Source organism: Psychrobacter sp. NPDC078631 (genome assembly GCF_050268165.1).
In the GTDB taxonomy this organism is placed as follows: domain Bacteria; phylum Pseudomonadota; class Gammaproteobacteria; order Pseudomonadales; family Moraxellaceae; genus Psychrobacter.
Genome location: NZ_JBNNGG010000006.1, coordinates 40,489 through 55,469, shown reverse-complemented (window position 1 = coordinate 55,469; position 14,981 = coordinate 40,489). Strand labels below are relative to the sequence as shown.

Here is a 14,981-nt window from a genome sequence, read left to right as displayed (position 1 = left end):
ACACGCCCTTATTACATTACACCTTATTTTGGTAGCCTTATTATGAATGTATTTACCACCTTACAACAGCTTGTGCCGCAGCAAAAGCTCAGTAAAGTCGCTGGACGTTTGGCCGCCAGTCGTCATCCTTATGTCAAACGCACCTTTATCCGTAGCTTTGCCAAAGCTTATAATATCAGCTTAGACGAGTACGAACGCCAAAGCCTTAACGCTTATGAGAGTTTTAACGACTTTTTCACTCGTGAGTTAAAAGAAGACGCTCGTACCATCGACGCCACTGCAAATGGTATCGTGAGTCCTGCGGACGGTATTATCTCTCAGCTAGGACAAATAGAAGACCATAAACTATTACAAGCCAAAGGTCGTCACTATGATGTTGGCCAACTACTTGCTGATAGTGAAGATGGCAGTTATTTCGCTGATGGTAGTTTTGCGACTATCTACTTGGCGCCTAGTAATTATCACCGTGTGCATATGCCTTTTACTGGCACATTGACCAAGACTCGCTATGTACCTGGCACCCTATTTTCGGTCAACAATACTACGGCGGCTAACGTGCCAGACTTGTTTGCGCGTAATGAACGTCTGGTCTGTATGTTTGATACCAAGTACGGCAAAGCAGCTGTTGTGATGGTTGGCGCTATGATCGTCGCTGGTATTGAAACTGTCGCCACTGGCAAAATTGCTCGTACTGACGACATATTCGAGTCCGATCATGACATGCAGTTTGCAGCAGGCGAAGAGCTCGGACGCTTCTATCTAGGCTCAACGGCTATCGTGGTATTACCAAAAGCAGCAAAGGCTGACTGGCTAGATAGTATGCAAGCTAACAGCGTTGTGCAAATGGGTCAATTGCTAGGAATGGCAAACGCTCAATAACACGCCTGTATAAGAGTACTGAAAATATCAGCCCAGTTAAGCGTAAATCATAATGCTTAATTGGGCTTTTTTTATGCCTGCTACTTACGCAGATTTATGCGTCAATTAACCAACCTTGCTGAGTTGCGTATGCGATATTACGTGAGAGCCAATCATGGATAGGAGGAAAGCTGTCTTTGATAAATACATGCGCACCTGCCACCTGTGAGCGCGTAACACCAAGCTCAATCCACGTTTTACCATTGGTATTTAGGTTGAGTAAAAACGGCAATAAGCGATCAACGACTCTGAGCAGCTGACTCTCTTTGCTACTTCCTGTTTCCTGCGCTTCCCAAACCTCACCCAAATCACTAATGCCATTGCCTCGCTCACGTTGTAATCTGGCAATGCCTGCACGCTCTTCGACGTGTGCATCAGTACGCGTATCGGCATATAAAAAAGTATCGCCTGCATCAATCTCACCCAAATCATGAACCAGTGCCATCTTCAGCAATTTTTCATGATTGACGTCTAGCGCAAATAATTCAGCAATCGACCAACAGGCCATCGCTAAATGCCAAGAGTGTTCGGCAGAGTTTTCTTTGCGAGTAGTCTGTGTCACATAGCTGCGGCGATTCACGCGTTTGAGCGCATCTAACTCCAATAAGAAATGAGTGACATCGTCGATGTCGATATGTGAAGTAGATTCGGAATTAGTGAGTGATATAGAGCTGGCTTGCGACATTGATTTTCTCTGGCTTTCTCTAGTAATTGGTTTTAATGCTTATAAGTTCTAGCGATTTTATGTTTCATTGCTCAAGGTATTATAGTTAGTTTGCTATCTAGCAATGGTTAAAAGACTATTATCGTTATCAAAAAAATAGCGCTTATTTTACCAAGCGCTATCTATTATAAATTAGAAGATAAATGGTTAAATTGACATTTATCCAATTCTTTAAGCACCTAAATATTAACCACCTACTTAATCAAATTAATAATGGTTTTAAACGCAGGATCTTCGCTGCTACGGCACAGCTCAAATAAGATTGATTCTACAGTACTGATCACCCCACCTGCACGGCGAATACGGCGAATTGCTTGCTTTTTGTCATAAGGAAAACGAGAACCCACCGCATCCCCAATAATGACAGGCTGCATACCATTATCCAATAAATCCAGTGCCGTTTGCATAATACAGACATGAGCTTCAGCACCGAAAAGCAACACGGTACTACGGTTTTGCTGCGCCAAATGGTGCCATGAATCATTATTATCGCAGGCACTAAAGGTGACCTTTTCAAAGCTCTTGGCATTGTCTCCTTCGAGTACATCGCGCAGCTCTGGTAAGGTATCGCCCAATCCTTTTTTATATTGTTCATTAAGCATGATTGGAATATTGAGCGCTTGCAGCCCTTTAATCAAGGTAACGGTTTTTTTGACGATATTTTCGTGGTCATAGATATGCGGCGTTAAGCGCTCTTGCACATCGACAATCATTGCTTGGGTATTCTCACGAGCGATTCGATAGGTGCGATCATTAATCATAGTAGACATAGTACACTCCTTGTACGGCTGACAGTTGCAACTAAAAACTATTTTAGAATTATCATAAACAGTGCCATGGTTCATCTTCCTCTTATTTAGTCATAGTTTCATGAATGCGTCAATGGAGATAATTTTTAATCGCCGTAATACTGTGCTTTCGACTCTGTGATTTACTAACTGGCTAACTATTAATTTGACCATAAAAAAACCTCCAGCCATGATGACTAGAGGTTTTTCGTTAGCGAGTAGCTACTTATTAAGTGTTCAAATAATCTTGTTTATATAAATAAGATTAAACACGCTCAATAATAGTAGCGATACCTTGGCCAAGACCAATACACATTGTCGCTAGACCGATTTCAGTATCTGACTGCTCCATTGCGTTTAGCAATGTCACTGTGATACGAGCGCCCGAACATCCTAGTGGATGACCTAGAGCAATGGCACCACCGTTGATGTTAACGATGTCTTGCTTGTCAGATAGGTTCAGGCCTTTCAATACTGATAGACCTTGAGCAGCAAATGCTTCGTTTAGCTCGATGGTTTGCATGTCATCGATGCTCATGCCAGCACGCTTCAATGCTTTTTGGGTAGCAGGTACAGGACCATAACCCATGATAGCGGCATCACAACCAGCCACAGCCATACTACGGATACGGGCACGTGGCTTTAGACCTAGATCTTTGGCTTTTTGTGCGCTCATCACTAGCATTGCTGACGCACCGTCAGATAATGCAGATGACGTTGCTGCTGTTACTGTACCACCTTTTGGATCAAACGCTGGACGTAGCTTTTGCATTTGCTCCATCGTTGCATCTGGACGAATCACTTCATCAACCGTACATAGTTGCAGACGACCAGCAGCATCATGACCTTCGATACCGATGATTTCATTGTCGAAACGACCTTCAGTAGTTGCAGCCCATGCACGGCGATGTGATTCAAGACCAAACGCATCTTGCTCTTCGCGCGTGATGTTGTTCATACGACCTAGCATTTCAGCAGTCAAGCCCATCATGTTTGACGCTTTTGCATAGTGCTTAGAAGCAGCAGGGTTCAAATCAACACCGTGCATCATGCCGACGTGACCCATGTGCTCGACACCACCGATGATGAATACATCACCTTGGTTGGTCATGATTTGTGCAGCAGCAGTATGTAGTGCCTGCATAGAAGAACCACATAGACGGTTAACTGTTTGGCCACCAGCAGTCTTTGGGATACCAGCTAGCAAACCAATGTTACGACCGATGTTCAAGCCTTGCTCTAGCGTCTGGTTTACGCAACCCCAGATAATGTCTTCGATATCATTGGTATCAAAGTCATTACGTTCTACTAGCGCACGTACTAGTTCCGCTGACATGCTGTCAGCACGTACATGACGGAACATACCGTTTTTGGTTTTGCCCATTGCCGAGCGTACGCCATCTACGATGACCACATCTTTTGGACTTAAAGTTGTCATACCATATTCCTTTTCAATTTTTATTGTCAGTGTAGTCAGCCCAATTTACGACTATTACCTTGTTAACCCCGCTCAAAGTACAATAGGTACATTTGCGCTTGATTTACTCGTACTAGCATTAAACTGAACCAACTATAATCGTACGTTCGCTATTGGAGACGATTCATGTCTCAATTGCTTTCATGCAAAATAGCAAACGTACTGCACTTCATCCTAGTAATGACTGACTATTACGCTGTTGCGTAAAAAGTCTCGCCTGCGGCTGCCATGTCGCGAATCTTTTGTGGCGCTTCATAAGCTTTGCCAAGATGTGCGTATTTTTCACATAGTGCCAAGTAGTTATCTAGACCCATTTGGTCGACATAACGGCAAGGGCCACCACGGAATGGAGGGAAACCTACGCCCATAATCATCGCCATGTCGGCCTCGCTTGGTGTGCTTACGATGTTGTCTTCTAAGCAGCGAACCGTTTCGTTGCAGAAAGCAATCATAGTGCGATCAATGATTGCTTGATCGTCAAACGTTTGCTTTTCGCTGTCAGTCGTGGCTTTTAGCAACTCGTAAGTGGCTTCATCAGCAACTTTCTTTGGCTTACCGCGCTTGTCCATTTCGTATTTATAGAAACCGATACCGTTTTTTTGACCTAGACGCTCATTGTCATATAGATGCTGAATCGCACCTTTATAATCAGGCTTCATGCGATCAGGGAAACCATCAGCCATCACTGCTGCGCCATGTACACCTGTATCTAGACCGACCACGTCGATTAGGTATGCAGGGCCCATCGGCCAGCCGAATTTTTCCATCACTTTATCGACATGAGCAAAGTCAGCACCTTGCTTCAGTAGCAAGTCAAACGCGCCAAAGTATGGGAACAATACACGGTTTACGAGGAAACCTGGGCAGTCGTTAACTACTACTGGCACTTTACCCATTTTAGAAGCAAGTGCAACGGTAGTCGCGATGGCTTCTTCAGATGACTTCTCACCGCGGATAACTTCTACCAATGGCATACGATGTACTGGGTTAAAGAAATGCATACCGACGAAGTTTTCTGGACGCTCAAGCGCTTCTGCTAGGAACGTAATAGAGATAGTCGAGGTGTTTGATGCTAGGATACAGTCGTCTTTTACTAGACCTTCTACTTCTTTTAGTACCGCACGCTTCACGTTTGGATTTTCTACAACAGCTTCGATAACGATATCAGTCTCAGCAAAGTCACCATAGTTAAGCGTTGGACGGATACGGCTTAATGTTTCACCCATTTTTGCTGGGGTCATTTTGCCGCGATCGACCATTTTACCAAGCAGTTTGCTCGCTTCGCCCATACCAAGGTCTAATTGCTCAGACTTGATATCTTTCATGATGATTGGCAAGCCTTTGCTGGCTGCTTGATAGGCAATACCGCCACCCATGATACCAGCGCCTAGTACAGCGGCTTCACTGATGTCGTGTGCTTGCTTGCTGTGTTTTTTGGCCAGTTTTTTGACTAGCTGATCATTTAAGAATAGACCAACCAAGCTCTCTGCTTGTGGGGTTTTAGCGGCTTTTGCAAAACCAGCAGCTTCTACTTCGATTGCTTTGTCACGTGATAAATTGACGTGCTTTTCAATCGTTTCGATAGCGATTGCTGGTGCTGGGTATTGCTTAGGATTGGCTTTAGCGAAAATAGCACCTTTGGCACTGTTAAACGCCATCGCTTGCTCAAGCTGGTTTAGCTTAACTGGAGCCAGTTTTTCTTCACGTTTTGCTTTCCAATCAAGCTCACCTGAAATACATTTTTTGACTAGGTCAATTGCGGCATCTTGCAAGTCATCAGCAGGTACAGTCGCGTCAACCAAGCCTAGCTTCAATGCTGCCAATGCTTTCTTTGGGCTACCAGTCGCGATCAGCTCAAGTGCGTTATCGATACCGATGATACGCGTACTACGAACTGTACCGCCAAAACCTGGGAAGATACCTAGCTGAGTTTCTGGTAGACCGATGATGGCTTTGTCACTCATGACACGGTATTCACAAACTAAAGTCATTTCACAACCGCCGCCCATTGCCGCGCCATTGATAGCCGCAACTTTAGGGAATGGTAGGTCTTCAAAACGATTGAAAGCGTCATTAACATGAACGACCCAATCTTTGATCTCGCTTTCTGATTTTTTGAAAGAACCGACGAATTCTGTGATATCAGCACCAGCGATAAACACGCCTTTGGCTGAAGTAACGATAAGACCTTTTACGTTGTCGGCTTTTTCTAACGCACTAACTGCTTCACCAAACTGTTTGTTGGTTTCGGCATCAAATTTGTTCACGCTCTCATTTTCGGCGTTGTACTGCATGTTGGCGATGCCATCCTCTAGCATTGTCACCGTGATGCGATTTCCTTGGTATACCATTTGAAACTCCTTTCTATATAACGAAAGCTACGTTTTGAATTAAAATAAATAGCCAGTTACTGTTAGTAAAATGGGTAATAGCACTGTGCGCTTGTCATGTTATAAAGACAAACATATAACTAGCTCACAAGTGAAGATGTCTTTATTATCTAGCGTTCATCATGATGCACGTATTTTGCGTCTCTTGCATGACATCATATGACGCTTCATTTATATACTGCTGTTGCAAGTACTGATGTTCAAAATATTGACTGAGACTTGGTCTAACACTCGGTATCGACGATTGAACATCCTGAGAAAAAACCCAGTAGGGTCACCATCAGACCATTTTCACGTCAATTAGTGTAGGGGATTATGCCCCTAACTGTCACAAGCTAATACCATACTCGCAAGTCACTCTTAAATCACTTGCAGGCATTTACCTTACGGTAAAAGTGTTTTAGTGAATAAATGTATACTGAATTGTTATTTTAGATTTATTTCGTGTTGTTGACTTCATGCATACCGTCTTTGGAACGACAGTCCTTTAGCGCTACTTAATAAGTGTCAATTGATCGATGCTACTTGGTCAGTGCTAGCTATTCAGTGTAAACATTCAGTACCATTTTTCTACGGTAATAAAATTAACGTGCCAGCCTAGCTTGCTCTTTTATCAGAACATATTCAACCAGAGAGTGACATCATCCATCGGTAACGAAATCTTGTCGTTATATTGCAGCTAAGATTGCTCTACTTTCGAATGGACTTCGGTAGAAAAATGCAAAAAACAATCAATTGATACCGTGTGTCACATAAGCAATATGACCTATCATGCTACACTAATAGCGTTTTTACCTTATCCCTAATAAGTTTTACTGTATCCCTGATAAATGGTTGGATTATGACTGTTTCCCTTACTTCTAGTACTACCTCTACTGGCATTATCCCTTCTAACGTTGTCTCTTTTCAAAGCACTGAGCAGTTTCATTGTGCTGTACGCGAGCAATTGGCGCAAGATATCGAGGTCTTGTTTGATTATGCCAAGCTTCCTAGCCCGCTAGTAGATGCCTGCCGCTATGTGATGACTGGACAAGGCAAACTGGTACGCCCACTGATGGTTGCCAGCGCTTTTGCCAGTATTAATAGCAGTAATAATGCACGTACAGACGAGCCTAATGATGATATCGATACTCTCGATGCTGATCTGGACACGCTACTAGAAAACGACTCAGACTACGATATGTCGCGCCGTGCTGCATTGGCGGTAGAGCTACTGCATACCTATTCGTTGGTACATGATGATTTGCCCTGTATGGATGACGACGAGCTGCGCCGTGGTCAGACGACTGCTCATATTGCCTTTGATGAAGCGACGGCTCTGCTGGCAGGAGATGTATTGCAGACACTAGCGTTTGAAGTATTAACTGCAGAGATGCCAACCTTTGCGCCATTCGATGCAAATATCGCAAGTCAGCTCATGGCAATATTTGCGCCGCGCGCCAGACGCATGGTGTCAGGTCAAATGCTAGACCTCAATGCCGAAGCCAGTACCAGTATTGCGCAGGATAATTTGGAAGCCATTCACCGTGATAAGACAGGTGCGTTGATTGAAGCGGCAATGCTCATGGGCGGCGTCTGTGCTGGTGCAACGGCCCCACAGCTCATGGCACTACAAGAGTGCGCCCAATATATCGGTCTAGCCTTTCAAGTCCAAGACGATGTGCTAGACGTCACGATGACGACTGATACGCTTGGTAAGCCTGCAGGTAGCGATGAAAAACTAGACAAATCTACCTACGTAAAACTGATGGGTGTCGATGACGCGACCAGCTATGCGCAATCACTATTTAATGACGGACGTGCAGCCATTTCTCATGAACTAGATAGTCGTGAGCTTAGCGACAATGAAGATGTCATTGGCACAGATAATGATGCACTACTAGCACTGATTGAATGGCTCTGGTCGCGTAAAAAGTAGCTTGTCAAATAGCAGCCGAAAGCAGATATCGTAGTAAATTTCATTACCCAAAACGGCAGTGAGTGGTCAACATGGACAGTTCCCCTACCCCGCGCATTTATCTTGGCACTGGTGGCTATAGCGATACCGATTTGCTCGGTACGCTGTATCCCACCGGTACCAAAAAAACCGACTTCTTACGTGAATATGCCAAGCAATATGGCGCAGTCGAAATCAACAGCACGTTTTATGCGCCTATCGGACAGAAAGCCTTTGCTGGGATGGTTGATAAAGCTTATGTACAAGCTGAAAGCGAGTTGAAGTTCGCCGTCAAATTGCATCAAGACTTTACTCATGCACGCAAAGGCACTGCTGAACATGCACAGGCATTTCTAAACGCCTTATCTCCACTTATCGAAGCAAATGCTTTAGCGCCATTATTACTCCAGTTCCCGCATGGCTTTGATCGTACTCGCGAGCATCGTCTCTATCTGGCCAATCTCGTTAGTTGGTTTCAAGACTATCCACTCGCTATTGAGTTTCGTCATAACGGCTGGCATACCCCGCAAGTGGTCGATAGTTTCCAGCAGCAAAGACTCATTTGGTGTAGCGTCGATTATCCCAAAGTCAACGGGTTGCCACCGTCACGATTGATATTCACTGAGCGCACTGGATATTTGCGTATGCATGGCAATAATCTAAACTGGTGGGATGCGATGAGTGCGGCTGACCGCCATGACTATCGCTATAGCGAAACGGAGATGCAGGACTGGGCGCAAGCGATTGCCAATCAGCGACAGCATTTTGATACGCTCTATATCTTCTTTCAAAACACCGTCAATGCGCATGCTTATTATAATATTGCGATGCTACGTGAAGCATTAGGTACGTTTGGGTTTGAGGTTTTGTGATAGATATAATTAAAAATTAAGCTACTTATATAGAAGCCATGATAATGCGGAATTTAAAATATAAGGAAATAGAGTGTACGCAATAATAACTGAAAATGATGAATCTGCTTGGGCTGATGAAACTGGTATCCTTTACCACTTTCCTAAAAGATATTTAAAATATCTAGAGCCAGGCACTCATGTTATTTACTACAAGGGAAGTCTTAAAAATAAATCTTTCTCGAAAAATAGACTATCTGATGCTCCTCACTATTTCGCTATCGCTAAAATCGGTAAGACCTACCCAGACAAAAAAAGTAATAAAAATGACTTTTTTGCTACCATTACTGACTTTATACCCTTTGAAGAAGCAGTTTTAGCAAAAGATGATTCAAATTATCTAGAGATAATTCCTGATTCGAGAAAATCTAACTATTGGCGCGATGGAGTAAGAGCTATCGTTGAGGAAACTTACCATCTTATTATCTCTAGAGTCACTCCTAGCAAAGTTTCAGAGCAAAAGAAGGCTTATATTTCAGATGAAACTGTAGGAAAATTTCAGGATTCACTTGAATCTTTCAGTGAAGGCAAAAAATCAAAACGTTATGTAACTACATATGAAAGAAATCCTAAATACAGAAAGCAAGCAATTGCCATCCACGGTAACTCTTGTGCTGCTTGCAGATTTAACTTTGGAAGTTTCTATGGAGAATATGCTGAAGGGTTTATTCATGTCCATCATATAGTTCCTGTATCGGAATTTGAAGCACCTAAAGACATAGATCCCGAAACCGATTTAATTCCTCTATGCGCGAATTGCCATTCTGTCGTCCATAGAAAAAAAGACAAGACATTATCAATTCTTGAAATAAAAAATCTAATAGCTGATAACTCTATTTAAGTATTATAGCTGTGATTGAGACTCTGCATTAGTGATAAATACTGTATAAGCATAATTACCTATTTGCCGAAAAACATTTAGTCATCAAGTCTTACCTTCAACGAGCATCCTTATTTATGCACTTTACATCCGCATAGACACAATAGATAAACTTATCTAAAAACAAGCCTACAGAATCGCTCTATTTATTCGTTTTACACACTGGTAACTTATATCCTACTAATCAAGAGACATCAGTCAAAACGCCGTATAAGCGTACTGATATCCACTCATAATATTGGAGAAAGTATCGATGACAACACTAAAAAATAAAGTCGCGATTGTAACCGGTTCATCAAAAGGTATCGGCGCACAGATAGCCTTATCACTTGCAGAATCAGGGGCTAAAACCGTCATTAATTATGCAAATGATGATTCAGCAGCGAATGATATCGTCAGCCAAATCAAATCGGCAGGTGGTGAAGCCATTGCCGTGCAAGCGGATGTCAGCAATACCAAGCAAGTCGAAGCAATGTTTGATGCCACTATCAGCGCTTTTGGTAAGCCAGATATCTTGATCAATAGCGCAGGCATAATGATTAATAAACCCATTGCCGAGACTACCGATGAAGACTTTGACCGTATATTCGCTATCAATGTAAAAGGCACGTTCAATACATTGCGTGAGGCAGCGACTAAACTCAATGACGGTGGTCGTGTCGTAAATCTCTCAAGTACGACCACTCGTATGCTGCTACCTAGTTACGGCACTTACTGTGCAACCAAAGGTGCAGTCGATCAGCTGACCCGTATATTTGCCAAAGAAGTTGGCGAGCGCAACATCACGGTCAATGCAGTATCTCCCGGTCCTACTGACACTGAGCTATTTCATCAAGGTAAGGCGGATGACACGGTAGAGAGACTTGCTAGTATGTCACCGTTTAACCGTATTGGTGATCCACTCGATATCGCTCGTGTAGTGGCGTTTTTGGTCAGTGAAGAAGCAGCTTGGGTTACTGGACAAAATATCGGCGCAAACGGCGGTATTGCCTAATATCGCTACTCTATTAAAGATATATGTTGATCAGATATCAAAATAGAAAGTTATATATAAAATTATCACATAAAAAAGGACACCTCGCGGTGTCCTTTTTTTCAATCAAATACCTAGTCGTTAAAGATTACTCTTCAACGCCAGCATCTTGACCTTTATATTTTGCGTTTGCGTAGTCCCAGTTCACTAGCTTGTCTAGGAACGTGTCAACATAGTCAGGACGACGATTACGGTAATCTACATAGTACGCGTGTTCCCATACATCGCAAGTCAATACCGCTACTTGGTCATGTGCCAATGGGGTATCAGCGTTAGCAGTTTTGGCGATTGATAGTTTGCCACCGACTTTGTCAGCGACTAGCCATGCCCAACCTGAACCAAACTGAGTCAATGCTGCGTTTTTGAACTCTTCACGGAATTTGTCATAGCTACCGAAATCTTCTTCGATTTTTGCTTTTAGATCGCCAGTAGGTTCGCCGCCGCCGTTCGTTGGCGTCATGCAGTTCCAGTAGAACGTGTGGTTCCATACTTGGGCTGCTTGGTTGAACATACCTTGCTTGCTGTCATCTTTAGCAGTCGCTACGATGATTTCTGGCAATGTTTTGTCTTCTAGACCAGAACCTGGCAACATGTCTTTTAGCTTGTTTACATAAGCAGCATGGTGCTTGTCATGATGATACTCTAGCGTTTCGGCACTGATATGTGGCTCTAGTGCGTCTTTTGCATATGGTAGGTCTGGTAAAGTAATGTTTGACATAATTATTTTATCCTTGCTGTTTAGCCGTTAGTTTATAAAAACTTGCTTATAGAAACTGAATTTTACGCTATTTTTACACCGCAAAAAACACTATAAAATAGCGGACTAAATTGGCTGAGTTTATTGTTTGAAATGAACTTTATCGCTTGATACACGGTACTGCTCAATACAATATCACGTATCATTATGAATCCAAAATTAACCTAGCGGTTACTTATTGCTATTATTCTTCGCCAAAAAGCCAAGTCTCTGACTTTATAGACTTTTATTAACTTAATATTCACAAGCTATAAGATATAATTCACTGTAGCTTGGTATCTATTATAGCAACAGCAACCAATAATATCAGTTACCAAATGTTATAGCCCGTACAATCTGTATAGCGATTGGTTATTTATTAAGCGGTAACTGCATTCACTCTAAACTCATGCGTTATCATTATTAGTATAACTACTTCAATCGACAAACAATTTACCGATTAGCGCTACAGAAGATAAGTAAAGCCCATTCGAATAATAATTTTTCATCATTTTCATATAACGGACTGACTCTATGAGCATCACTGATACTTCGTTAACTGCTACCCATCCGACATCTGGCAACCAATGGGTACTGGCCAGCAACAATAAAGGCAAATTGGCTGAGTTTAAACGGCTATTTGCCGAAGCGAACTTGGATGTGACAATTGTCCCGCAAGGTCAGCTCGATATCGAAGACGCCATCGAGGATGGCTTGAGCTTTGTAGAAAACGCCATTATCAAAGCCCGTCATGCCAGCCGTATCAGTGGACTGCCTGCTATTGCTGATGATTCAGGACTGTGCGTGCCTGTACTAGGTAATGCGCCAGGTATCTACTCTGCTCGCTACGCTGGTGAGCACGGCAACGATAGTAAAAACAATGCCAAGCTCATCGCCGACTTGCAGCCTATCCGCGCAGTAGAGCCAGATGCTCCGATCAAAGGTATGTTCGTTTGCGTACTGGCAATGGTGCGTCATGCTGATGATCCGCTACCGATTGTCGCCCAAGGATTATGGCATGGCGAAATTTTGGATACGTTACATGGTGACGGCGGTTTTGGCTATGATCCACTGTTTTGGTTACCTGATTTGCAAGCCAGTGCGGCTAGTCTAAGCGCTGCTGATAAAAACAGCATCAGCCATCGTGGTCAGGCAATCCAGCAGTTATTGGCACAACTGCCTTTATAAGTACTTTATAGCTGTTCTATTTATAACTATCCATAACTATCCGTAAGTGCGCTTAATGTTCATAGTGCGCTTGCAACCTTATCGCTGTTTCTTATCCGTTATTTGATTTACTGATTATGAATATGGCTAAATCTTTATATAAAATTAAGCCATACAAGAGCAAGCAACATAAGGAAACATGCCATCAAAGAGATAATTTTTACTTTAATAAACAGATAGATTATACTGTTCTACTTTTAAAATTTTGTTGAAATCCGTTATTTGGCTGTATAATTCACCAAAAAGCGTTATTATGCGGTGCATTAACGGTTTATTATCGATATTTGATAGCATGGACAACCTCAGCAGGTTCACCTTTTGGTATCAGCGGCGATTGCTACTGGCACTGAATTTGACTTTGTGCGCTATCGCTATCCCCCTATTTATTTCAACGGCAGCCCGTCGTACATGCCCGTAATTTGAGGCGCGGTCTGTCTATTACAATTTAACCCTAAGTACTATTTCATTAATCAAACGTACTACTTAATCCTAAAGGTGTAATTAACATGGCTACAGATTTACAAGTCACAACCAACAAGCTATCTAATAAAGAAACCCAGCTAACGGTTAAAGTGCCCGTTGAAAAAATTCAAAACAAAGTTGAAGGCCGTATTCGCCAAGTTGCGAAAACTGCCAAGATTGACGGTTTCCGTAAAGGTAACGTCCCTATGTCACACATCCGCTCTCAGTACGGTGCTGGCATTCAACAAGAAGTTATCAACGATGTCATCCGTGATACTGTATTTGAAGCGATCAAATCTGAAGACATCCGCGCTGTTGGCATGCCTAACATCGACGACGTAAAACTTGAAGACGATTTCTTAGTATATCAAGCCACTGTTGAAATTTTCCCAGAAGTTGACGTACAAGGTATTGATGAGATCGAAGTTGAGCGTCACACTGCACAAGTGAGTGAAGAAGACGTTGACACCATGATCGAAAACCTACAAAAGCAACGTGAAGAATTCGTTGAGAAAAAGGGCATGGCTGCGAAAGACAACCAAGTGACTTTTGACTTTGAAGGCTCTATCGACGGCGAAAAATTTGAAGGCGGCTCTGCTGAAGACTTTAAACTAGTTATCGGTAGCAACCAGATGATTCCAGGCTTTGAAGCTGGTATCAAAGGCATGAAAGCTGGCGAAGAAAAAATCATCGACGTAACTTTCCCAGAAGATTACCAAGCTGAGAACCTAGCTGGTAAAGAAGCTCAGTTCAAAATCAACGTAAAATTGGTTGAAAAATCTAAGCTACCTGAAATTGATGATGCGTTCCTAGAGCTATTCGGCGTAAAAGAAGGCGGCGTTGAGAAGTTGAAAGAAGACGTACGCAAAAACATGGAACGCGAAATCAAAAACGCTGCGCGTAGCCAAGTTAAGCAAGCGACTTTTGACGCATTGCTAGAAAAGAACGAGTTTGATGTACCAAACGCGATGCTAGAGCAAGAAATCGAGCGTCAACGCAACATGATGATGCAACGTTTTTCTCAGCAGTTCGGCGCAAATGCTGATAGCTTCGATAAAGACATGCTGCCAAATGAGCTATTTGAAGAGCAAGCGCTACGTGCTGCCCGTCTTGGCATCATCGTTGCCCGTGTTATCGACACTAAAGGCTTAGAAGTAGATCAAGAGCGTGTAGAAACCTTCATCAAAGAAGCCGCTGAAAACTACGAAGATCCAGCAGAAGTAATCGAGTACTACACCAATGACAAGCAGCAGCGCGCTAACATTGAGTCTGTAGTACTAGAAGACCAAGTAGTAGATTACTTGATCGCACAAGGTAAAGTAACTGACAAAGAAGTTAGCTACCAAGACTTGCTAGCGGCTCAGCAACAACAGCAGCAAGCAATGTAATTGATACGACAAGCTGTCTTTTTAGATATGCTGTAGTCGGTTATCAAAACTAAAATGCGCCCCCGATTAAAAGGTCGGGGGCGCATTTTTTATGGCGTTCGTTAACTAGAT

Annotated in this window: 12 protein-coding genes; 7 read left to right on the top strand and 5 right to left on the bottom strand. The window is 42.9% G+C overall.

The window, feature by feature from the left end:
• The first annotated feature begins 42 nt into the window (after nt 1–42).
• Nucleotides 43–879: an archaetidylserine decarboxylase gene (gene asd / locus ACQKCP_RS12515; RefSeq protein WP_101205332.1), complete on the top strand. Its 837-nt coding sequence runs from the start codon at nt 43–45 to the stop codon at nt 877–879.
• A gap of 94 nt (nt 880–973) precedes the next feature.
• Here asd and ACQKCP_RS12510 read toward each other — a convergent pair whose 3' ends face one another.
• The 4 genes from ACQKCP_RS12510 to fadB all read right to left on the bottom strand — a co-directional run bounded on the left by ACQKCP_RS12510 (nt 974) and on the right by fadB (nt 6,258).
• Nucleotides 974–1,603 carry an HD domain-containing protein gene (locus ACQKCP_RS12510; RefSeq protein ID WP_427612541.1) on the bottom strand — a complete coding sequence of 210 codons (630 nt, stop codon included), beginning with the start codon at nt 1,601–1,603 and terminating at the stop codon, nt 974–976.
• Nucleotides 1,604–1,836: 233 nt separating this feature from the next.
• Entirely contained in the window at nt 1,837–2,412 is a 576-nt protein-coding gene (locus ACQKCP_RS12505) for an isochorismatase family protein (RefSeq protein WP_101205330.1), read from the bottom strand.
• Nucleotides 2,413–2,695: 283 nt separating this feature from the next.
• Nucleotides 2,696–3,868: an acetyl-CoA C-acyltransferase FadA gene (fadA, locus tag ACQKCP_RS12500; protein WP_057761795.1), complete on the bottom strand. Its 1,173-nt coding sequence runs from the start codon at nt 3,866–3,868 to the stop codon at nt 2,696–2,698.
• 230 nt (nt 3,869–4,098) lie between these two features.
• A complete protein-coding gene (gene fadB, locus ACQKCP_RS12495; RefSeq protein ID WP_427612540.1) occupies nt 4,099–6,258 on the bottom strand; it encodes a fatty acid oxidation complex subunit alpha FadB in 2,160 nt (719 codons plus the stop codon).
• Between the two features lie 880 nt (nt 6,259–7,138).
• Between fadB and ACQKCP_RS12490 the strand changes: the two genes are divergently transcribed.
• The 4 genes from ACQKCP_RS12490 to ACQKCP_RS12475 all read left to right on the top strand — a co-directional run bounded on the left by ACQKCP_RS12490 (nt 7,139) and on the right by ACQKCP_RS12475 (nt 11,018).
• Nucleotides 7,139–8,215: a polyprenyl synthetase family protein gene (locus ACQKCP_RS12490; RefSeq protein WP_427612539.1), complete on the top strand. Its 1,077-nt coding sequence runs from the start codon at nt 7,139–7,141 to the stop codon at nt 8,213–8,215.
• 71 nt (nt 8,216–8,286) lie between these two features.
• The gene (locus tag ACQKCP_RS12485) at nt 8,287–9,105 is read left to right on the top strand and encodes a DUF72 domain-containing protein (RefSeq protein ID WP_427612538.1); all 819 of its coding nucleotides are present in this window, start codon (nt 8,287–8,289) and stop codon (nt 9,103–9,105) included.
• A gap of 73 nt (nt 9,106–9,178) precedes the next feature.
• On the top strand, nt 9,179–9,985 hold the full coding sequence (locus ACQKCP_RS12480) for an HNH endonuclease (protein ID WP_427612537.1): 807 nt from the start codon (nt 9,179–9,181) through the stop codon (nt 9,983–9,985).
• 292 nt (nt 9,986–10,277) lie between these two features.
• On the top strand, nt 10,278–11,018 hold the full coding sequence (locus ACQKCP_RS12475; protein WP_427612536.1) for an SDR family oxidoreductase: 741 nt from the start codon (nt 10,278–10,280) through the stop codon (nt 11,016–11,018).
• 127 nt (nt 11,019–11,145) lie between these two features.
• Here the strand turns inward: ACQKCP_RS12475 and ACQKCP_RS12470 are convergent, their stop codons facing one another.
• Nucleotides 11,146–11,775, bottom strand: coding sequence for a superoxide dismutase (locus ACQKCP_RS12470; protein WP_101205324.1), 630 nt, complete (start codon nt 11,773–11,775; stop codon nt 11,146–11,148).
• A gap of 552 nt (nt 11,776–12,327) precedes the next feature.
• On the opposite strand from ACQKCP_RS12470, the gene rdgB reads away from it, so the two are divergent.
• Both rdgB and tig read left to right on the top strand, forming a co-directional pair.
• A complete protein-coding gene (rdgB, locus tag ACQKCP_RS12465) occupies nt 12,328–12,981 on the top strand; it encodes an RdgB/HAM1 family non-canonical purine NTP pyrophosphatase (protein WP_427612535.1) in 654 nt (217 codons plus the stop codon).
• A gap of 545 nt (nt 12,982–13,526) precedes the next feature.
• Nucleotides 13,527–14,870: a trigger factor gene (tig, locus tag ACQKCP_RS12460; RefSeq protein ID WP_427612534.1), complete on the top strand. Its 1,344-nt coding sequence runs from the start codon at nt 13,527–13,529 to the stop codon at nt 14,868–14,870.
• Nucleotides 14,871–14,981 lie beyond the last annotated feature (111 nt).

Bases quoted from the DNA above. Each gene is read 5' to 3' on its own strand.
- ACQKCP_RS12490 (WP_427612539.1), top strand. From the start codon at position 7,139: ATGACTGTTTCCCTTACTTCTAGTACTACCTCTACTGGCATTATCCCT.
- asd (WP_101205332.1), top strand. From the start codon at position 43: ATGAATGTATTTACCACCTTACAACAGCTTGTGCCGCAGCAAAAGCTC.
- fadB (WP_427612540.1), bottom strand. From the start codon at position 6,258: ATGGTATACCAAGGAAATCGCATCACGGTGACAATGCTAGAGGATGGC.
- ACQKCP_RS12505 (WP_101205330.1), bottom strand. From the start codon at position 2,412: ATGTCTACTATGATTAATGATCGCACCTATCGAATCGCTCGTGAGAAT.
- fadA (WP_057761795.1), bottom strand. From the start codon at position 3,868: ATGACAACTTTAAGTCCAAAAGATGTGGTCATCGTAGATGGCGTACGC.
- ACQKCP_RS12485 (WP_427612538.1), top strand. From the start codon at position 8,287: ATGGACAGTTCCCCTACCCCGCGCATTTATCTTGGCACTGGTGGCTAT.
- ACQKCP_RS12470 (WP_101205324.1), bottom strand. From the start codon at position 11,775: ATGTCAAACATTACTTTACCAGACCTACCATATGCAAAAGACGCACTA.
- rdgB (WP_427612535.1), top strand. From the start codon at position 12,328: ATGAGCATCACTGATACTTCGTTAACTGCTACCCATCCGACATCTGGC.
- ACQKCP_RS12475 (WP_427612536.1), top strand. From the start codon at position 10,278: ATGACAACACTAAAAAATAAAGTCGCGATTGTAACCGGTTCATCAAAA.
- ACQKCP_RS12510 (WP_427612541.1), bottom strand. From the start codon at position 1,603: ATGTCGCAAGCCAGCTCTATATCACTCACTAATTCCGAATCTACTTCA.
- tig (WP_427612534.1), top strand. From the start codon at position 13,527: ATGGCTACAGATTTACAAGTCACAACCAACAAGCTATCTAATAAAGAA.